The following is an 18808-nucleotide window of genomic DNA, read 5'->3' as shown; positions in this document are numbered from 1 at the left end:
ACTTAGCTCCCCATCAGATTGGGCAGGAACAGCACGAGTTCAGGAATGAAGGTGATCAGCATCAGCACGCAGATCATCGCGCCGAGCATCAGTCCCAACGGGCGTAGCGAGTCACTGACGTTGATGCCGGCGATGCGGCAGGCGGCCATCAGGTCGATGCCCAACGGTGGCGTGTTGGCACCGATGGCCAGGTTGACGGTCAGCAGCACCCCGAAGTGCACCGGGCTGATGCCGTACTGGGCCAGCAGCGGCATCACGATCGGGGTCACGATGATGATGATCGCCACGCTTTCCATGAAAGAGCCGAGCACCAGCAGCACGGCGGTCAACAGCAGCAGCACGCTGATTCGGCTATCGGTGAAGTCACCAATCAGTTGGGCGATGGCCTGTGGCACCTGCTCATAGGTCAGGCCCCAGGCGAACATGCCGGCGGCGCCGATGATCAGCAGGATGGCGCCGGTGGTTTCAGCAGTCGCCTTGACACTATCCAGCATGCCGCGCCAGGTCAGGCTGCGATACACGCAGGTACCGATGACGATGGCATAGAGAATCGCGGAGGCCGCGGCTTCGGTAGGGGTGAAGACCCCGAAGCGAATGCCGCCGATGATCATCACGGGCACCATCAGCGCAGGCAGTGCACTGATGAAGGCGCGGCGCCGTTCACCGGGTTTGCGCTCGGCGACCCCGCCGGACCAGCCATGCTTGCGTGAGGTATAGAGTGCGACGCCGACCAGTGCTGCGGTCAGCATCAGGCCCGGCACGATACCGCCCATGAACAGCTGACCCACCGAGGTGTTGGAGGTGGTGCCGTAGACGATCATCACGATGCTGGGCGGGATGACGGTACCGATGGAGCTGGCGGTGCCGACCAGCGCACTGCTGAAGCCCTTGTCATAGCCGTTGCGCGCCATGGTGGGCAGCAACATGCTACCGATGGCGATCACGTCCGCGACACCGGAACCGGACAGCGCACCGAACATCATGCAGGCCAGTACCGCGACCACGGCCAGACCGCCGCGAATGTTGCCGACCATCGCCATGCACAGCTTGACCAGACGCTCGGTCAGTCCGGCACGGTTCATCAATTGGGCAGCCAGCACGAACAGCGGAATCGCCAGTAGTGTGAAGCTTTCCATGCCGGCGACGAATTGCTGCGCCGACACCATCATCGGTGCCGCACCGAAGGCCAGCAGGTAGACGAGTGCCGACATCAACAGCGCGAAGGCAATGGGAATGTCGATCAGGATGCCCAGCGCGAATACGCCGAGCAGAGCCAGGGCGCCGAGTGTCATGAGGCATCTCCTTGGCGGGGTGACGGCGTCAGCAGATGCTCAAGCTGAATCAGCGCCATCGCGGCGCAGCAAAACGGCACGGATAGATAGACGATGCCAGCGGGAATCTGCAGCGCAGTGGTGGTCTGACGCATGGTGATCACGGACAGGTCATAACCGGCCTTGGCCAGCATCAGTAACATGATCAAGATCAGCGCATCGGTGATGCGGCCAGTGATACGTTGCACCTTGAGTGAACGCACCAGCAGCGGCAGTAGACCCGCACTCAGATGAGTGCGGTTGCGCGTGCAAGAGACGGCGGCCAGCAGGGTGGTCCACACCAGCACCAATTGCGGCAATTCTTCTGCCCAGTGCGGTGGCTGACCCATGACCCAGCGCATGAATACCGTCCAGATCACCAGTGCCGAGAGTAGCGCCACGCCGCTGGCCGCCAGGGTGAGACAGCCCTGGCAGACCCAGCGTGACAGGGTGATGATCAAGACGCGCGCAGCAGACATGGCTGAGGGCTTGGCGGAAGGAGAGAGGAAAGCCATGCTTACTCGCCCTTGCGGTACTGCTCGACCAGGCCCATCAGCTCAGGCCCGAAGACGTCGGCATACTCTGCCCACACACCCTGCACCTGCGCATTGAACGGCGCGGTATCAACCTCATTGACCTTCATGCCCGCCGCTTCCAGCTTGGCGACCAGCTCGGCGTCGTCCTGCTGCGTCATGGCACGCTGCTTGTCACGCCACACATCGGCGCTCTGCTGCACCGCGGCCTGGTCATCTTCGGAGAGCTGATTCCAGGTGAAGTTGGATAGGGTCAGACAGGCCGGTGCCCACACGTGGCCGGTAAGAGAGACGTAGTCCTGCACTTCACTGAAGGATGAGGAATAGATGATGGAGAGCGGGTTTTCCTGGGCATCGAACACGCCCTGTTGCAGCGCGGAGTAAAGCTCACCGAAGGACAGCGGTGCAGGACTGGCACCCAGTGCGGTGAAGGTGTCCAGACGCATCTTGTCTGGCGTGACGCGAATCTTGAGGCCAGCGAGGTCTTCCGGCGAAGTGATCGGGCCACGGTTGTTGGTGACGTGACGGAAACCGTTTTCCCACCACGACAGAATCTTCATGTTGTGCTCGGCGGCCAGTGCCTCGAGCGCGTCGCCCAGCTTGCCATCGTAGGCGGCATAGGCGTGCTCGCGGTCCGGCCAGGAGTAGGGCAGCTCGACGATACCGAAGCGGGCATCCAAGGGCTGGAAGGAACCACAGCCGATCACGCCAGCCGGTACGCTGCCGATCTGCATGCCTTCGACGACGGTCTTTTCGTTGCCAAGCTGACCACTGGGGAAGACCTGGAAATTGACGCGACCGTCGGTCGCCTCAGCCACATCCTTGGCGAAGCCTTCCGCAGCGATGTTCCAGCTGTGCGTCGGGGCAAGAACATGACCCAGCTTGATATCCTGCGCCTGAGCGGCGCTCAGTGGCAGGGCGGTGGCAGCCGCGATGGCAGCGCTCAGTAGAGCAGGCTTCAACAGGACGGATTTCATCGAGACACCTCTTGGAGTTGTTATCGTTGTGCAGGCACCTCTATGTGCGCCTTGATCCAAGAGTGTGTTCTTGACGTGTATTTCGGTAGTTGCAATTTTTTATTCTTGGTATTAACCAGGTTTATGTCAGTGTGCCCCCTTGCCCAACAACGAGGTCTCAGTACCCTCCAGCTACCAATAGAGAGTGTTTCATGATGGTTATACAATGATAGATATACCGTTATCTTGCTTGTTGTTTGAATGGCTCAATCAACATCCGGTATCCGGGCAGGGTACATCACGACAACTGCCACGATCAGACAGCATCACGAGCATCCCCCGTGCTTGAATAGCAGGGGGATGCTTCATGCCATCAGGCAGCATGTCTCAAGCCTTTACGTCTTCGCTTTACACCTCAAACCTTACGCCGTGGCCTTCTCAAGCGCCTGGCTGACATCAGCGATGATGTCGTCGATATGTTCGATACCCACCGAGATACGCACTAGATCGGCAGAGACTCCCGCCTTGGCAAGCTCCTCTTCATTCAGCTGACGATGAGTGGTGGAGGCCGGGTGGCAGGCCAATGACTTGGCATCGCCGATATTGACCAAGCGCAGAATCATCTGCAGCGCATCGATGAACTTGCCGCCGGCGATCTTGCCTGCCTCAGCATCCGCGGCCTTGATGCCGAAGCTGACGATGCCAGAAGCCTTGCCGCCGGTAATCTTCTGGCAGGTGGCATGAAAGGGGCTATTGGGCAGTGCGCCGTAGTTGACCCAGCTGACGCTTGGGTGTTGCTCCAGATACTCGGCGAGCGTGAGCGCATTGCTGCAATGACGCTCCATGCGCAGGCTCAGGGTTTCCAGGCCTTGCAGCAACAGGAAGGCACTGTGCGGTGCCAGCGCCGCCCCCGTACTGCGCAGCGGCACGACACGACAACGCCCGATGAATGCCGCCGGGCCGAAGGCCTCTGTATAGACGACGCCATGGTAGGACGGGTCTGGCTCGTTGAGGATCGGGAAGCGGTCCTTGTTGGCAACCCAGTCGAACTTGCCGGAATCGATGATGATGCCGCCGACGGTGGTGCCGTGGCCGCCGATGTATTTGGTCAGCGAGTGCACCACGATATCGGCGCCGTGATCGAAGGCGCGGCACAGTACCGGCGTCGCCACGGTGTTGTCGACGATCAATGGCACGCCGTATTTGTGTGCAATCTCAGCCAGACGCTGCAGGTCAACGATATTGCCTGCCGGGTTGCCGATGGACTCACAGAACACCGCTTTGGTCTTGTCATCGATCAGTGCTTCAAGTCCGGCGAAATCATCAAACGCTGCCATGCGCACTTCAATGCCCTGGCGCGGCAGACTGTGGGCGAACAGGTTGTAGGTGCCGCCATATAGCTGGCTGGTACTGACGATGTTGTCGCCGACCTGAGCCAATGCCTGAATGGCGTAGGTGATGGCTGCCATGCCAGAGGCCACGGCCAATGCCGCGATGCCGCCTTCCACCGCCGCCATGCGCTGTTCCAGCACGTCATTGGTCGGGTTCATGATGCGGGTGTAGATATTGCCCGGCACCTTCAGGTCGAAGAGATCCGCGCCGTGCTGGGTGTCATCGAAGGTATAGGAGGTGGTCTGGTAGATCGGTACCGCTGCCGCCTTGGTGGTGGCTTCCGATTCATAGCCGTAATGCAGGGCCAGCGATTCCAGCTTCATGTTATCAACCGACATGACAGTGTCCTTGAGCGTGCGTGACGTGGGCGTGGTGTGAGCGGGGGATTCCAGGAGCCGCATATCGCGCGAGAGCGGCGGCCATCCACAGTAGCAAGGCAGCAAGACCAAGTCGAAAGCTTGTCGTCACGCCGCCCCTTGGGGCGAGGCGATGGCTGTCGGCGGCGTGCTCAGGCGGTGGGCTATCTGCTCACGCTGGCGCGGTGAGAGGTCGAACTGGCGGCGAAAGGCAGTCGCGAAATTGGCCGCACTGCGATAGCCCGCAAGCTCCGCGGCGGCTTCCACCGTGACACTGCGATCCATCAGCAGATGTGCGGCACGCGTGAGCTGTCGCACCCGCAAGTCACGTGCCAGCGAGCTGCCATAGGTGTCGCGGTAACGACGCTGCAACTGGCGAAGACTCATGCCCAGCTGGGCCGCCATCTCTGCCTGGCTCAGGTAGGCCGCCTCGCCGCTGTGTATCCAGCTGTCCAGTCGTGTCTGCCAGTCTTCACCGCGACGGGATGCGGTATCCAGTGGCGAGGCGATGGACGCCAGGCATTCACTGATGGCTTCCAGGGCGGCGGACTCCATCCCCAATCGCTGAGACAGTCGCTCTGGTGTCTGCTTGCTGAGCGCATCCAGTCGCTCTATCAGTCGCGCTGATGGCTGCCAGTAGTGATGGGCGAGATGCTGATTGAGCTGCAAGGCGGCGCTGGGAGTCGTGATTCCCAGATGCTGTGTGAGCCAGGCGGGTGTCAGCGTCAGTATCGCGCTGTGTTCGTGTGCACTCCTTGGGCTTTGCAGGCTGAACTCAGTGCTTTCATTGAGCGCGATGCACAGGGCGATACCCGGCTTGAGCTGATGCGGGCTGTTGCCGAAGCATACCGTTGGCTGTCCCCGCCATACGATGGAGATCTTGAGTGACGGATCGATCGAGGCCTGAATCCTGAGGTCCGCGCGCTTGCGCAATCGATTGAGTCGCATGAAAAGACCCGGCTGCACTTCCTGCATGTGCATGTTGCCGATCAGGGCGCCGTCACCTGACTGGCCTTCCACGGGTTGACACTGATGCTCACGCGTCAGCGCACGTGCCATTCGGTGTACGGCCTCGAGTTCGATGATGGCCGGTGGCGTGCTGCCCGCCGAGGATGTCATCACGGAACGAGTAAGGGGGGGGAGGCGAGAGGCATCGCTCATCTTGTCGCACCTGCAAACATTGGGGAGGAATTCGCAAAGGTTTTTATCGTCATGGAGTGCCAAAATGCCCGCTTGTTTCGCCAAGTGCAAATAATTCTCATTAAAAATGAGCGAGCAAGGGGACATGATGAAGATGATGAATTCACACGGGCGCGTTCTGCGTGGGGCTGGGACTCGTCGGTGGATGATCGGCGCGGGTGTGGTGCTGGTGAGTCTGCCGGCGCAGGCAGAAGAGTCGACGATGGTGCTGGATACCCAGCGGGTGACGGGAGTGCGCCTTTATGACATGGCGTCCAGTGAAGAAAGTGGTGGCTACAGCGTGGACGCCGCGACAGTTGGCTCCAAGGTGCCGGCCTCCTTGCGCGATATACCGCAGTCCGTCAGCGTCGTGACCCATGACGCTATTGAAGACCAGAACTTCATCACGCTGGATCAATTGGCGGAGCGCACCCCTGGCGTACGGGTGTTGAGCAATGACAGCGGGCGCTCTTCCATCTTTGCGCGCGGTTATGAATACGACGCCTACAGCATCGATGGCCTGTCGGCGCCGATGTCCAGCTTGACCGGCTCCGTGCCGTCACTGACGGCGATAGACCGGGTCGAGATCATGCGCGGGCCGTCGGGGTTGTTCAACAGCACGAGCGAGCTGGGCGGTGTCATCAATCTGGTACGCAAGCGTCCGACCGATACCTTCCAGGGCTCCATCAGCGGCAGTGTCGGTACTCTGGATGACAGAAGTGTCACTGTCGATATCTCCGGGCCCATCGATGAAGCCGGACGTATTCGTGGACGCCTGGTGACACGCTCTACCGAGCAGGCGCAGTGGGTCGATGACAACGACAACACGCTGAATGATTTCTATGGCGCGCTGGACATTGATCTTGACGAGAATACCGAGCTGTCACTGGGTGTGATTCACAACACCAAGGACATCACCGTCAACCAGGGTCAGCCCGTCGACAGTGATGGCAACTTGAGCTATGGCCGGAGTTCCGCATTCTATGGCGCGGACTGGAACAGCTTCGAGAGTGATTCCACCGATGTCATCGCCGAGCTGACGCACCGTTTCAGTTCGCGCGGCTATGGACGTCTGGCGGCGCGTTACAGTGATCGCAGCGCGGATTATGAGTACGCCTACAGTGGCTCCGCACTCACTGACAGCGGCGACATCAGTAGTGTCGCGGGCTACGCCGGCTTTACCGATGAGACCTCGGTGACTGTCGATGCCAGCTTCACCCAGGGCTTCGATGCCTTCGGCAACCAGAACGAATTCGTGGTCGGGGTCGATTACAAGACCACCGATACCGACACCACCGCTGCCCGTACCAGCGATCTGACCGGCTCCAGCGCCAGCATCAGCGAGCTGAACAACCTGGCCTATGTCGACATTCTCGGCAACGCCCGCGACGGTGTCAGTGGCTATAGCCTGTCGCGCACGCGCACCCAGCTCGATGAGCAGGGCCTGTATGGCAAGGTGACGCTGCGACCCTATTCACCACTGGCGGTGATACTGGGCGCACGGGTCAGTCGTTTCTCGGTGGACTCCGAAGACAAGATCAATGGCGGCAGCAGTGACATGCAGGACACCGCCGTCACGCCTTACGGTGGCATCGTCTTCGATCTGGACGCCGATCACTCCCTTTATGCCAGCTACTCGAAGGTCTTTGAACCGCAGACCAGCGAAGGCGAGGATGGTGATCTGATCGACCCGCGTGAAGGCGAACAATATGAGCTGGGCATCAAGGGCAGCTACCTGAACGGTGCGCTGAATGCGCGTATCAGTGGCTTCCAGTTGACCGACAGTCATCGCGCCGCCTCCTCGACAGACAGTAGCGTCGATTACTCGGTGGATTCCGGCAAGATGCGCATCACCGGCGCGGAGCTGGAGCTGGTCGGCAACATCACGCCGCAGTGGGATATCATCTTCGGCTACACCTACATGGATTCCGAAGTGCTGGAAGCCGGTAGCTCCGATGCCCTGCTGATGCTGATGCCCAACAACATGGTCAATCTGTGGAGTCAGTATCGCTTCGAGGGCAATCTGCTGGATGGCATCTCCGTCGGCGCCGGCATGACTGCGCTGAGTGACTTCGACAATACCCAGGGCACCATCCATGCACCAGGCTATGCCGTCTTCGATGCCATGCTTGGCTATGAATTCACGCCGAAGCTCAGCGGCCAGCTGAACTTCTACAACCTGTTTGACCGCGAATATTACGTGCGCGCCGGTTCCGCCAGTGTCTTCAATTTCGTCGGGCGTCCGGCCAGTGCTGTGGCCACCATGAAGTACGAGTTCTGAGGGTGAGGTCGAGCATGAGGACCACAGTTGATGAGCGGGGCAGAGACCGCAATACCTTGAGGGTGATGGTGAAGCGAATGACGCTGTTCGCGCGGCGACAGGCATGGGGACTCATCATGCTGACATCCGGCGCTGTCAGCTTGCCGGCCATTGCCATGACTCACGCCGCTGACGATAACGCACTGCCAGGCACGACAACAGTGTTCACACAGCACTCCAGCGCCACGGGGCAGGACTACCTGATCCAGGTGGCGTTACCCAAGGTCGCACCGCCCCAGGGAGGCTATCCGGTATTGCTGGTGCTGGATGGTAATCGCCACCTGGATCTGTTCACGGCAGCGCGCGACATACTGGGACGTCGTGGCTTTGACAAGGCGCCCGCGAGTCTTGCCATTGTCGCGGTGGGCTACGCCGGAGAGGGGGAGCGCGCCCCGGAACGCGCCTTCATCTCACGGGCGCGTCTCAAGGACTTCACGCCGCCCCTCACCAGCGGCGTGGCTCACGAGGGCATGGGCGGTGGCGATCGTTTCCTAAAGTACCTGACCCAGGCCTTGCCCCCGGCGCTGGCGGCGCGTTATCCGCTCAATCTGGCGCGTCCGGCACTGGCGGGGCATTCGCTGGGAGGGCTGTTCGCCCTCCATGCACAGCAGCAACAGGCCGAAGCCTTCGGCGCCATCTTCGCGATCAGCCCGTCGCTGTGGTGGCTGGCGGAGCACGACTCTGCCCATTGGCCGCCGGTATTGCATTGCTCACGCCATATGGCGCCCGTCATGATCGGCGCTGGCGGACGTGAGCAATCGCCACAGCCAGAGCGCAATGCCCCTGAGCGTGATCGGTTGCGTGTCGCGCGGGCGATGATCGACAACGCGCGAGACTACGCCAGTCAGTTGCGTGAACGCTGCCCACAGGCACAGGTGCAATGGAATCTGTATGAGAACGAGGACCACGGCAGTGTGATGTGGCCCGCGGCGCGCACGGTAATCGAGAGCCTTTCGAACCCCCGCTGATCGCGCAGGCGTGTACAGCTAGATAATCGAGAGTCACAAAAACACGACGGCGGCATCAGCCTTGGACATTCTTCGTCCTGGTTGATGCCGCCGTCGTGCTTGATGCTTGAGGCTTTTATTTCTACGGCTATTTCACGCCAGAGCAACGTTTACATCACCGCACGTACCGCGAGGAACAGCACTGTCGGGGCGAGCAGGATACCGAGGCCGGTGTAGAAGGTCGCCGTCATCGCGCCGTAGGGCACCAGACGTGCATCGGTGGCGGCAAGGCCAGCGGCCACGCCACTGGTAGTCCCGATCAGGCCACCGAAGATCATTGCCGAACGCGGATTGTCCAGGCCGATCATGCGCGCCGTCATCGGCGTGGCAACCATGGTCAGGATCGACTTCACCAGGCCTGCGGCAATCGAGAGCGCGACCACTTCGGAGCTGGCACCCAGCGTGGCACCCGTGACAGGGCCAACAATATAGGTGACGGCACCCGCGCCGATGGTGGTGATATCGACGGGATCGGTATAGCCAAAGGCGATGGCGACACCCGCACCGGCGACGAAGGAGATGAACACGCCGACGAAAAGTGCGATCACGCCGCGAAAGCCGGTCTGGCGAATCTCTTTCAGGTTGACGCCGTAGGCGGTGGCAATGATGGCGAAATCTCGCAGCATGCCGCCGCCCATCAGGCCGAGGCCCGAAAACAGCGTGACATCGGAAAGCCCCTTGCTACCGCCGGTCGTGATACCGCCGATATAGGCCAGAACCAGCCCCAGAATGATGGCGATGGCGGAGCCGTGCAGCTTGCCGCGCGTGAGGTTGTTGCTGATCCAGTAGGCCACATACATCGCCAGGCCAATCACGGCGAAGGCGGCGACCAGATGATACTTGTCGAACAGACTGACGATGGAATCGATCATGATGCTACCTCCTTACTGGCGGTGGGTGGGGGGCGTGATGGAAGACGCGCTCGCAGGTGCGCTGTGACGACTGCGGTCCAGCACTGGCGCGCCGGTGGTGACGGAAGTCCTGACCGGCGTGAAGCGGGTGCCTTCGTCCATCCCACCTTCGGGATGCTCTTCGTCAGCGGGCTCGGGCGGACGTTTGCCCGTCAGCAATGGCACCAGCGCCAGGCCAAGTACCACGGCCAGTACACCGGCGACGAGGGCGACCATGCCGCCGCTGAAGGCCGCTGCCACGTTCTGGCTGGCGGCCATGGCGACGACGATGGGGATGTACATCGCATTCCAGAAGTTGATGCCGTTGGAGGTACTGTCGGCCATCTTGCCGCGCTCTTTCAGCACACCGGTGATGAAGATGAGCAACAGCATGGCGATACCGACACCGCCGAGATTTGAATCGATATTGAGTAACTGTCCGAGCAGGTCACCGATCACGAGACCCGCCATCATGCACCCTGCGAGCAGGGCAACTCCGTAGATAACCATGGCGTGTGTACCTTCGTTGTTGTTGTGTTGTCTTGTGGCGTACGTTGGCGTTTTGACACGTGTGTCGTTGAGAATCAGGCGTTGGATCAGTGATCCGATGTCAGGGGTGGAGGTAGCCACCGGCAGTGGGATACGGCGATATCGCCTGCCGGTGGTCGAGAGTGAAATCCTTCAGTGCGCGCTGTCTTTCAGGCGTGAGTCAGGCGTGTATCGAGCCTGCTCCAGGTGCCCATCAAGCGTGCTTTTCGTGTTTTACGGCAAAGAGATCTGCATATTCATCGCGCAGCTGTTTCTTCTGTACCTTGCCCATCACATTGCGCGGCAGGCTATCGATGAAGAAGATGCGCTTGGGCTGCTTGTAGCGAGCCAGCTTGTCTTGCAGTACAGCGAGGATGCTGGCTTCGCTGGCCTGGCCTTGCTGGCCTGACTGCATCACCACGACGGCACAGACGGCTTCACCGAAATCTGGATGCGCGACGCCGAACACGGCAGATTCGTTGATGCCTGGCAGGTCATCGATCAGCAGCTCTACCTCTTTCGGGTAGATGTTGTAGCCACCGGAGATGATCAAATCCTTGTCGCGGCCACTGATAGAGATATAGCCGTTGTCGTCGATCATGCCGAGGTCCCCCGTGATGAAGAATCCATCCTCGCGGAACTCGCTGGCGGTCTTCTCTGGCATCTTCCAGTAGCCTGTGAAGACATTCGTCCCCTTGACTTCAATCAGGCCCGTTTCGCCACGCGGCAAGGTCGCGCCCGTCTCGCGATCAGTGATGCGCACCTCAGTGCCCGGCAGGGGCAAGCCGACCGTGCCGGGACGACGTTCGCCGTCATAGGGATTGGAGGTGTTCATGTTGGTTTCGGTCATGCCGTAACGTTCAAGAATCGCATGGCCGGTGCGCGCGCTGAATTCGCTGTGCGTCTCGCTCAAGAGCGGTGCCGAACCCGAGACGAACAAACGCATGCCAGCAGTCGTCTCGCGATTGAGGCGATCCGATCCCAACAGGCGGGTATAGAAGGTGGGCACGCCCATCAATACGCTGGCGCTGGGCATCAGGTCGAGAATCTGCTCGGCATCGAACTTGGGCAGGAAGGTCATTGACGCCCCGACCGTCATCACGATATTGCAGGCTACGAACAGGCCATGCGTGTGGAAGATGGGCAGGGCGTGAATCAGATGATCATCGCTGGTGAAGCGCCAGGTCTCGGCCAGCGCGATGCAGTTGGAGGCCAGATTGTCGTGGCTGAGCATCGCCCCCTTGGAGCGTCCGGTGGTGCCGGAGGTATAGAGAATAGCCGCCAGATCTTCACCGCTGCGCGGTTCGACATCGCTGCTGATCTGCGCGGCGGCGGCCTTATCCATCAGGCTGCCATCGTTGTCATCTCCCAAGCTCTCGACGCACGCGACGCCACATTCGCTGGCAAGCTGGCGAGCGGTGTCCAACACGCTGGGCTGACAGACATACAGGTGCGGCTGGGCATCGCCCAAAAAGTAGCGAATCTCTTCGCCGGTATAGGCGGTATTCAGCGGCAGATAGACCGCGCCGACCTGCAGGCTGGCCAGATACAGCAGTACGGCTTCACAGCTTTTATCGACCTGAACGGCGATACGATCGCCCGGCGAGACACCCAGCTCACGCAGTACGGTCGCGATGCGACCCGCTGCCTGACGTGCTTGATCAAAGGTGTAGCTGCGGGCGCCGGGCGTGCTCATGAAGGGGGCATCGGCACGTTGCGTGAAATTGACGGCGAACTGCTGATAAAGGTTCTGGTTCATGACGTCTTCCTGGTATTGGCGTGTTGTTATTGGTGCAAAACGTTGGCGTGTTGTTATTGGTGTAAACCGTTGGCGTTTGATCGATCACCAGTCGTCTATTGATCAGCTGGTCTGAGAGCGTTCGTCGGACCTTTCGTCAGAAGCCTCCAACTCGCGGGCACTCGGTTTGGCATCTTTCTTCGCGATACGCTTAGTATCTTTCTCCACCGCTCGCTTGTCTTTTTCGAGAGTATTGGCGCCTTGTCTGGCTTCTTTTTTCACGTCGCTGCTGCACACCACATTGTCATTGCGGCTGAAGGCTTCGTGATTTTGCTCAATGCGATGCGGCTCATAGAGGTAGTTCACCATCAGGCCATGGGCTTGCTTGAGGCCGTTGTGCGAGGTGTCTCCCGGCCAGTTGAGGCGATGCAGACTGGCACCATTGCCCAGGTGGAAGCGTGCCACCGGGTCCAGCGGCTGGCCGCTGCGATGTTTGACGTTGACGAGATAATGGGCGGCGAGGGCGCGCAGTTCCGGTGCCATCTTCTGGCGCACGTCGTCCTGTTCGACCCAGTCGCCCTGAGCCAGCTGCTCGGCCAGCAGGTCCGAGACTTCCAGTGCTTCATCTTCACGTGCCTTGGATAGCCACTGACTGAAACCAGGGACAGGGGAGAGCGTGACGAAGCGGCTGAGATTAGGCAGCTCGCGCTGCAGTTCCTGCACCACCTGCTTGATCAGGAAGTTGCCGAACGAGATGCCTTTCAGCCCTGCCTGACAGTTACTGATGCTATAGAAGACGGCGGTATCCGCTTCGCGCTCGGTGGTCTGGCCACTGTTGGCCAGCAGGTGCTGGATGTTGTCCGGCGCGCCCTTGCAGAGCGCGACCTCAACGAAGATGAGCGGCTCGTCGCCGATGGCCGGGTGGAAGAAGGCGTAACAGCGGCGATCTTCAGGGTCGAGACGGCCGCGCAGGTCGCTCCAGTCCTGAATCGCGTGCACCGCTTCATAGCGGATGATCTTCTCGAGCACCGCCGCCGGGGTGTTCCAGTCGATAGCCTCCAGCATCAGGAAGCCACGATTGAACCAGGAGGCGAACAGGTGCGCGAAATCGGCGTCCAGCGGCTTGAGCTCTGGATGTTCCTTGATGACCTTCAGCAGGTCAGCGCGCATGCGCACGATTTCATAGGTGCCGCCGGGGCAAAGGTTCAACCGGCGCAGCAGTGACTGGCGCTTGGGCTCGCAGGCAGAAAACAGGTTCTCCAGACAGGCGTTGTCCGGCGACTCGCGATAGGCCGCGTAAGCGGCATGAATGCCATCCTCATTGGCGGCATACTCGTCTGCCAGCAGCTGAAAGAAGGCGCGTCGTTCGTCATCATTCAGCGTCTGGTAATCCTCCAATGCGCGCTGCGCGATCATGATGCGTGAGGCTTCACCGCTGCTTTCCGTCAGGCGATGGCAGTTGTCGGTCAGGCGAGCCAGCGGATGCTCGCTGCCGCTCTGACTCGGCCCGAGTCCCACCTGATGACGGGCGCGGTTGCCTACGTGGGTCAACAGGTCCTGCAGAAAACTGAGATTGATGTTCACGGCGGTTCCTCGTGGCGGTCTCTCATGGCGGCTGAACAGTGGCGGCTTGCGTCACATGACACATCAGCAACGGGGTCATGTTGGCAGTATGGCGTCTTTTGCTAATATATTTTTCTTGTCTTGTTGTATACAACAGATAGGCTTCTGACGTGTAAGCGTCAAGCGCCTCAACGCTCAACACGACTAAAGTCATCTCTCTGTTCTGTCACTTTTTTGGTGACTGTCAGGCGACAGACCGCCGTCAGTGCCGTTATTGTCAGACGACAGCACAAGGACCCCCGCTGATGATCAAGATGTCTCACGCACAACGCCTGCGCGACCTGCTGGAAGACGCCATCGTCGAAGGGCGCTTTCCTCCAGGCACCAAGCTCGACCCCGAAGCGCTGGGTCGCGAGTACGAATGCTCACGCACGCCGATTCGCGAAGCATTGCAGCAGCTGGCTGCCTCCGGAATGGTGAAGGTCGTGCCCAAGCGCGGCACCTTCGTCACGCAATTGGGAATTTCAGAACTGGTCGAACGCTTTGAAGTGATGGCAGAACTGGAGGCCATGTGTGGACGTCTCGCCGCGCGGCGTATCACCCCGCAAGAACTGATCGAACTGAAAAAGGCCCATGCCGCCTGCCGTGAACGTCTCAAAGCTGACGATGCCAATGGCTACTACTACGAGAATGGCTGCTTTCATCACTGCCTCTACCGCGCCAGCCACAACGCCTTCCTCACCGAAGAAGCCACGCGCCTGCATGCCATCCTCAAACCCTACCGTCGGTTACAACTTCATGTTCGTCACCGCATGCACACCTCCTTCGCGGAACACGAAGCCATCGTCGCCGCCATTGAAGCGGGCGACGCCGCTGCTGCCGAGCAGGCATTGAAGGATCACGTGCATATCCAGGGGGAAAGGTTTACAGACCTGGTAGCTAATATAGAGAGGCTGCATGAACCAGCTTGAAGTAAATGATCGGCCATTTATTGATATTGATATTTTTTAATTTATTTACAGGGTTTTGCACGTAATACAGAGTTTTGATGTCATAAAATATCAAGGTGGGCATTATCGTTCGATATTACGTGTATTGCTTGTCAGTAAAATGCTGTACCCTGCGTCTTGTAGGGTGTGGAGAATTTATAGGTATTTATACGATTTATTGATTTTATATATGAATCATATGCCAGTCATCAGGTGGTTTTTATGTTACGAATGGCAATGGCTTCCGTCTCAGTATTGATGCTTTCTGCATGTACTGCAGGGCCGTCGGGCCTGCAACAGGCTACGCTAGAAGTTGATGTTCAGAATGTCGCACCAAGCGGGAAATATCGCAATCTAGGCCCAATAACAGCAACGCATGGGCATGGTTGTGGCCTGTTTGGCTCTCGAGGGGATTTTGAAGGAGCAGTCATTATACTGAGGGAAAAGGCAGTGGCTCGTGGGGCAAATTACGTACAAATCATCAAGCAGCAGGGTGAGTTTATTAGAGAGCCCTGCCTGGATAGAACGTACATCATAGATGGCTTCGCCTATAAAACCTCTGAATGACTGCCGGTGAAATATCCCCCATCCGCTTGAGTCTCAGCGTGAAGAAGAGCACCTCAATCACTGACTTGCGCTAACAGTTTGGCGTGCCTTGTAAAGGCGATGAAGTGTTAACGCGAACATCACCACCATCAACTCGATGGCCACTGTCAGGCCAAGTGTCATCACTAGCCCTGATGTCGTGCTTGTCTCCAGCCAGCTTGGTCCAACCAGTATCAACTTGAGCAGCGGTAGCACGCCTTGCAGGTACGCCGGAGCGAAGTAGATGGCGGGATTTCTGATTTTTATGGTCACGAGCAATGCCCCGACCATGACCGCCATCGACGCCAACTCCACCGGCAGCCTTCTCAGTATCGACAGCCAGGATTCACCTGCCACTGCCAACTCTGCGCCACCCTAGGCGTAGCATCCCGCCGATACCAAGGTGGTTGATACCACCACTACAACGCCAATGCTCCATTTCTTCATATTGATCTCATTCCCTGATGATCATGATGGTCAGTATTTTTGTTCGACCGATACTAGCGGACCTCCCAATCGGTGGCCAAGCCATCGCTGCCACTAGACATGATGATCATTATGACATTCAAATAGTTATCTGATGGGTTTGATCTCATTATTCTAATGAATAGTTGCAGCGAGGCAGATCTAGTGCTTTCTTGAAAGCAATCATGCGTGAAGTACGTCATCCTCAAGCCCTGTCGTCGCTTGTAGCTGCACGTGCGCCACCGCATGCACAGCTCCTTCGCGGAACAAGAACCCATCGTCGCCGCCATCCAAGCCGTTGCTGTGGAACAGGCGCTGAAGGATCACGTGCATATCCAAGGGGAGAGATTTACGGATCTGGCGGCGAATATTGAAAGATTGCATGAGGTGGGGTGATTATCATTATTTAAATAATAACAGAATAATATTAATATACCCACAGGCTTGGATTGATATATTCTAAATGCTATCCTGGATTTTGTGAATATAATGCGAAGGCCACGCCTCGATAAAAATATACGTGCCTATTGACTGTAAGGTTATTGCCAAGTCGCTAAATGTAAATGTTGACATTATATTTGTGAGATTATGTCCTCACTCGGAGAACAAACATGATTGCAAATGGAAGTTGACTCTAGCGTACATTTATATGTCAGAAAAATAGGTAATGAATTTGAGTGCATGAACTACCCTCTAATGTCATCGGTATTGGCAATTTTGCTCATGGAGAAAAGGAAGTTCTGGACGGCCACGACTATATTCATATTGTCGATATTAGTCTCTTTGATATCAATATATGTCTTTTTTATGTAATTTCACTTGAGCGCGCCGCCCATGAAGTGGGTGTTAAATGAATATTGATTAGCTTATTGAGAAAGATAATACTGGGAGTGACTTACTCACTCTTTATACAACTGATTGAAGCCTTTCACGCTGAAACCCTTCAGGAACTGATCACCAATCTTCAGGACGGGCACGCTGCGAAAGCCTGTCTTGGCGAATTCCTTCTGTCCCGCTGGGGATCTGACATCGACCAATCGGAAGCCGATCTTCTGCTGTTCCAGATACTGCTTGGCTGTCTTGCAGTGTGGGCAGTTCGACATGCTGAAGAGTGACACTCGTTTCATTCATATTCTCCCGTATTGATCAATCAAGCTTGTCACTCGTCACTTGTCATTCGATATAGGCGGCCAATGATACCAGCCGTTGTTCACTTCCCGCACCGGCACTTCCCACACTGTGCATCCTGAAGATCAGCTTTTGATCGGAACATGGCTCATGGCATGTTCCGTCAGCGCGGTGATCGTCAAGCTCGGGTTGACGCCGAGGTTGGCGGCGAGCATTGAGCTGTCGCAGATCAGCATGTTCTGGTAGTGGAAGACGCGGTTGTGGCCATCGCAAACGCCTTCCTCCGGAGTGGCCGCCATGGCCGCGCCGCCCATGCAGTGGGCTGTCGTCGGAATATTGAACAGTACTTCGGTGAAGCTGCTGCCGGGGATGGCGCCGATGGCCTTGGCGCCACGGATGACGAAATCATTCGCTTCAGGAATGAAGGTGGCGATGCGTTTGCCCTCAGTCACCAGCGCCTTGCGGAATGGCCAATACCATAGCCGCTTCAGCTTCATGTCGAGGTGACCATCTGCCGTCTGCATGCACAGGAAGATGATCGTTTCTTTTGCGAATCTCCACGGTAGCTGGAATTTCATCGCGCGCAGTGGGTTGGCGACGAAGAGTTTTCCCATTGCGCTCAGCCATGAAAAAGGGCGTGTCCAGCCGGGCTTGCCCTTGGCCATCGCGGTAAACAGCAACCCCATGAAGTCAGAGCCGGCAGGGTAGCGGGTGGCTTCAATGTGCGTGTATTCATCAATATGAATGCCAGAGCCGATGGCGATACCTTTCGACATGTCGGCCTCGCTATCCGGGATACGACAGCTGATCAGAGACTCCGCATTGGTGCGCACTCGCTGACCCAGTGCCGCCGAGATGTTCGGCAATGAGCCCCTGTCCTTGAGCGTGAACAGCAACTCCTGCGTGCCAAGTGATGAGCCGGAAAAGACGATGGAGTGGCAGGTGAACGTGCGCTTGCCTCTACCAAGAGTCAGCCCGGCAAAGGTGGAAGGCACCGTTGTCACCGCATAACCGTCTTCTCCATCTGCCTTGCCATTGAGCGGCACGACATCGATCACCTTGGTTTCAGCATGCATCTTGGCGCCGTGCTTCTCGGCCAGATACAGGTAGTTCTTGTCCAGTGTGTTCTTGGCACCATGTTGGCAGCCCATCATGCAGCCGCCACAGCCGATGCAGCTGTGCCTTTCGGGGCCTTCGCCATCGAAGTAGGGGTCTGGATACGCCGTGCCGAGCGCGGCCTTGTCATGACTTCCTTCGGGGCCAAAGAAGATACCGACGTCGGTGGGGTACCAGGTGTCTTCGCAGCCGGCGACTTCCGCCATGCGTTTCAGGCCGAGATCGGCCGGCGCGATGATCTGATTGGTGGTGACGCCAAGCATCTTCTTGGCGGTGGCGTAGTGCCCCGGCATCACGGCATGCCAGTCATTGAGCGCCGCCCATTGGCCGTTGTCCCACACCTTGTCGGGCGGCACGAGCAGGGTTTGTGCATAGGTGATGGAGCCGCCGCCCACGGCATTGCCATGCAGCACGATGACATGGCGAAAGAAGCTCATGGTGAAAAAGCCGCGCAGGCCCAGCATGGGCCGCCACAGCCAGTGTCTGATATGCCAGTTGGAGCGAGGCATGCTGTCAGGTGTCCAACGCTTGCCCTGTTCCATGATGCCGACGTCATAGCCTTTCTCAGTGAGGCGATGCGCACAGACCGAACCACCAAACCCGGAGCCCACGACGATATAGTCGTAATCGAACGTATCGTCATGATCGTGGCCTCGAGCGTTTTGCATGGCAATGCCTCACGTATTGATTGGCGCTGGAACCATTGGCGCTGAATCTATTGACGCTAAGTCTGAAGCGGCGCGCTTCATGACG

General features: G+C 58.2%; 17 protein-coding genes. 5 read left to right on the top strand and 12 right to left on the bottom strand.

The annotated features are described in order from the left end of the window. Positions 1-2: 2 nt before the first annotated feature. The 5 genes from GQR90_RS09405 to GQR90_RS09385 all read right to left on the bottom strand — a co-directional run bounded on the left by GQR90_RS09405 (position 3) and on the right by GQR90_RS09385 (position 5708). A complete protein-coding gene (locus GQR90_RS09405) occupies positions 3-1292 on the bottom strand; it encodes a TRAP transporter large permease (RefSeq protein ID WP_158773881.1) in 1290 nt (429 codons plus the stop codon). Then, the gene (locus GQR90_RS09400; protein ID WP_233266188.1) at positions 1289-1825 is read right to left on the bottom strand and encodes a TRAP transporter small permease; all 537 of its coding nucleotides are present in this window, start codon (positions 1823-1825) and stop codon (positions 1289-1291) included. The genes GQR90_RS09405 and GQR90_RS09400 overlap by 4 nt, the downstream gene beginning before the upstream one ends. A gap of 2 nt (positions 1826-1827) precedes the next feature. Then, complete coding sequence (locus tag GQR90_RS09395) at positions 1828-2820, bottom strand: TRAP transporter substrate-binding protein (RefSeq protein WP_158773880.1); 993 nt, start codon at positions 2818-2820, stop codon at positions 1828-1830. A gap of 401 nt (positions 2821-3221) precedes the next feature. Next, entirely contained in the window at positions 3222-4514 is a 1293-nt protein-coding gene (locus GQR90_RS09390; protein ID WP_158775424.1) for an O-acetylhomoserine aminocarboxypropyltransferase/cysteine synthase family protein, read from the bottom strand. A gap of 141 nt (positions 4515-4655) precedes the next feature. Further along, complete coding sequence (locus GQR90_RS09385) at positions 4656-5708, bottom strand: helix-turn-helix transcriptional regulator (RefSeq protein ID WP_158773879.1); 1053 nt, start codon at positions 5706-5708, stop codon at positions 4656-4658. A gap of 133 nt (positions 5709-5841) precedes the next feature. Here GQR90_RS09385 and GQR90_RS09380 point away from each other — a divergent pair, with 133 nt between their 5' ends. Further along, on the top strand, positions 5842-8007 hold the full coding sequence (locus tag GQR90_RS09380; RefSeq protein WP_158773878.1) for a TonB-dependent siderophore receptor: 2166 nt from the start codon (positions 5842-5844) through the stop codon (positions 8005-8007). Positions 8008-8021: 14 nt separating this feature from the next. Beyond that, complete coding sequence (locus GQR90_RS09375) at positions 8022-9014, top strand: alpha/beta hydrolase (RefSeq protein ID WP_158773877.1); 993 nt, start codon at positions 8022-8024, stop codon at positions 9012-9014. 149 nt (positions 9015-9163) lie between these two features. On the opposite strand, the gene madM is transcribed toward GQR90_RS09375, so the two are convergent. The 4 genes from madM to GQR90_RS09355 form a co-directional block, all read right to left on the bottom strand. Continuing rightward, on the bottom strand, positions 9164-9925 hold the full coding sequence (gene madM, locus GQR90_RS09370; RefSeq protein ID WP_158773876.1) for a malonate transporter subunit MadM: 762 nt from the start codon (positions 9923-9925) through the stop codon (positions 9164-9166). Positions 9926-9937: 12 nt separating this feature from the next. Continuing rightward, a complete protein-coding gene (gene madL, locus GQR90_RS09365; RefSeq protein WP_158773875.1) occupies positions 9938-10453 on the bottom strand; it encodes a malonate transporter subunit MadL in 516 nt (171 codons plus the stop codon). A gap of 232 nt (positions 10454-10685) precedes the next feature. Beyond that, positions 10686-12230: a malonate--CoA ligase gene (locus tag GQR90_RS09360; RefSeq protein WP_158773874.1), complete on the bottom strand. Its 1545-nt coding sequence runs from the start codon at positions 12228-12230 to the stop codon at positions 10686-10688. Between the two features lie 102 nt (positions 12231-12332). Further along, positions 12333-13793 carry a malonyl-CoA decarboxylase gene (locus tag GQR90_RS09355; protein WP_233266187.1) on the bottom strand — a complete coding sequence of 487 codons (1461 nt, stop codon included), beginning with the start codon at positions 13791-13793 and terminating at the stop codon, positions 12333-12335. 284 nt (positions 13794-14077) lie between these two features. On the opposite strand from GQR90_RS09355, the gene GQR90_RS09350 reads away from it, so the two are divergent. After that, positions 14078-14743 (top strand): GntR family transcriptional regulator, encoded by a 666-nt coding sequence (locus GQR90_RS09350; RefSeq protein WP_158773873.1) that lies wholly within the window; start codon positions 14078-14080, stop codon positions 14741-14743. A 642-nt stretch (positions 14744-15385) separates the two neighbouring features. Here the strand turns inward: GQR90_RS09350 and GQR90_RS09345 are convergent. Continuing rightward, complete coding sequence (locus GQR90_RS09345; RefSeq protein ID WP_158773872.1) at positions 15386-15703, bottom strand: hypothetical protein; 318 nt, start codon at positions 15701-15703, stop codon at positions 15386-15388. A gap of 354 nt (positions 15704-16057) precedes the next feature. On the opposite strand from GQR90_RS09345, the gene GQR90_RS09340 reads away from it, so the two are divergent. After that, positions 16058-16207, top strand: coding sequence for a hypothetical protein (locus GQR90_RS09340; RefSeq protein WP_158773871.1), 150 nt, complete (start codon positions 16058-16060; stop codon positions 16205-16207). A 281-nt stretch (positions 16208-16488) separates the two neighbouring features. Beyond that, positions 16489-16665 (top strand): hypothetical protein, encoded by a 177-nt coding sequence (locus tag GQR90_RS09335; protein WP_158773870.1) that lies wholly within the window; start codon positions 16489-16491, stop codon positions 16663-16665. Between the two features lie 45 nt (positions 16666-16710). Here the strand turns inward: GQR90_RS09335 and GQR90_RS09330 are convergent, their stop codons facing one another. Both GQR90_RS09330 and GQR90_RS09325 read right to left on the bottom strand, forming a co-directional pair. Beyond that, on the bottom strand, positions 16711-16938 hold the full coding sequence (locus GQR90_RS09330; RefSeq protein WP_158773869.1) for a glutaredoxin family protein: 228 nt from the start codon (positions 16936-16938) through the stop codon (positions 16711-16713). Between the two features lie 126 nt (positions 16939-17064). Next, entirely contained in the window at positions 17065-18723 is a 1659-nt protein-coding gene (locus tag GQR90_RS09325; RefSeq protein ID WP_158773868.1) for a GMC oxidoreductase, read from the bottom strand. Between the last annotated feature and the right edge of the window lie 85 nt (positions 18724-18808).

It is taken from the genome of Cobetia sp. L2A1 (assembly GCF_009796845.1).
Taxonomy (GTDB): Bacteria; Pseudomonadota; Gammaproteobacteria; order Pseudomonadales; family Halomonadaceae; genus Cobetia.
This window is presented reverse-complemented; position numbering and strand designations above follow the sequence as displayed.

Bases quoted from the DNA above. Each gene is read 5' to 3' on its own strand.
- GQR90_RS09380 (WP_158773878.1), top strand. From the start codon at position 5,842: ATGATGAATTCACACGGGCGCGTTCTGCGTGGGGCTGGGACTCGTCGG.
- GQR90_RS09330 (WP_158773869.1), bottom strand. From the start codon at position 16,938: ATGAAACGAGTGTCACTCTTCAGCATGTCGAACTGCCCACACTGCAAG.
- madL (WP_158773875.1), bottom strand. From the start codon at position 10,453: ATGGTTATCTACGGAGTTGCCCTGCTCGCAGGGTGCATGATGGCGGGT.
- GQR90_RS09360 (WP_158773874.1), bottom strand. From the start codon at position 12,230: ATGAACCAGAACCTTTATCAGCAGTTCGCCGTCAATTTCACGCAACGT.
- GQR90_RS09350 (WP_158773873.1), top strand. From the start codon at position 14,078: ATGATCAAGATGTCTCACGCACAACGCCTGCGCGACCTGCTGGAAGAC.
- GQR90_RS09400 (WP_233266188.1), bottom strand. From the start codon at position 1,825: ATGGCTTTCCTCTCTCCTTCCGCCAAGCCCTCAGCCATGTCTGCTGCG.
- GQR90_RS09405 (WP_158773881.1), bottom strand. From the start codon at position 1,292: ATGACACTCGGCGCCCTGGCTCTGCTCGGCGTATTCGCGCTGGGCATC.
- madM (WP_158773876.1), bottom strand. From the start codon at position 9,925: ATGATCGATTCCATCGTCAGTCTGTTCGACAAGTATCATCTGGTCGCC.
- GQR90_RS09340 (WP_158773871.1), top strand. From the start codon at position 16,058: ATGCACAGCTCCTTCGCGGAACAAGAACCCATCGTCGCCGCCATCCAA.
- GQR90_RS09385 (WP_158773879.1), bottom strand. From the start codon at position 5,708: ATGAGCGATGCCTCTCGCCTCCCCCCCCTTACTCGTTCCGTGATGACA.
- GQR90_RS09390 (WP_158775424.1), bottom strand. From the start codon at position 4,514: ATGAAGCTGGAATCGCTGGCCCTGCATTACGGCTATGAATCGGAAGCC.
- GQR90_RS09325 (WP_158773868.1), bottom strand. From the start codon at position 18,723: ATGCAAAACGCTCGAGGCCACGATCATGACGATACGTTCGATTACGAC.
- GQR90_RS09375 (WP_158773877.1), top strand. From the start codon at position 8,022: ATGAGGACCACAGTTGATGAGCGGGGCAGAGACCGCAATACCTTGAGG.
- GQR90_RS09395 (WP_158773880.1), bottom strand. From the start codon at position 2,820: ATGAAATCCGTCCTGTTGAAGCCTGCTCTACTGAGCGCTGCCATCGCG.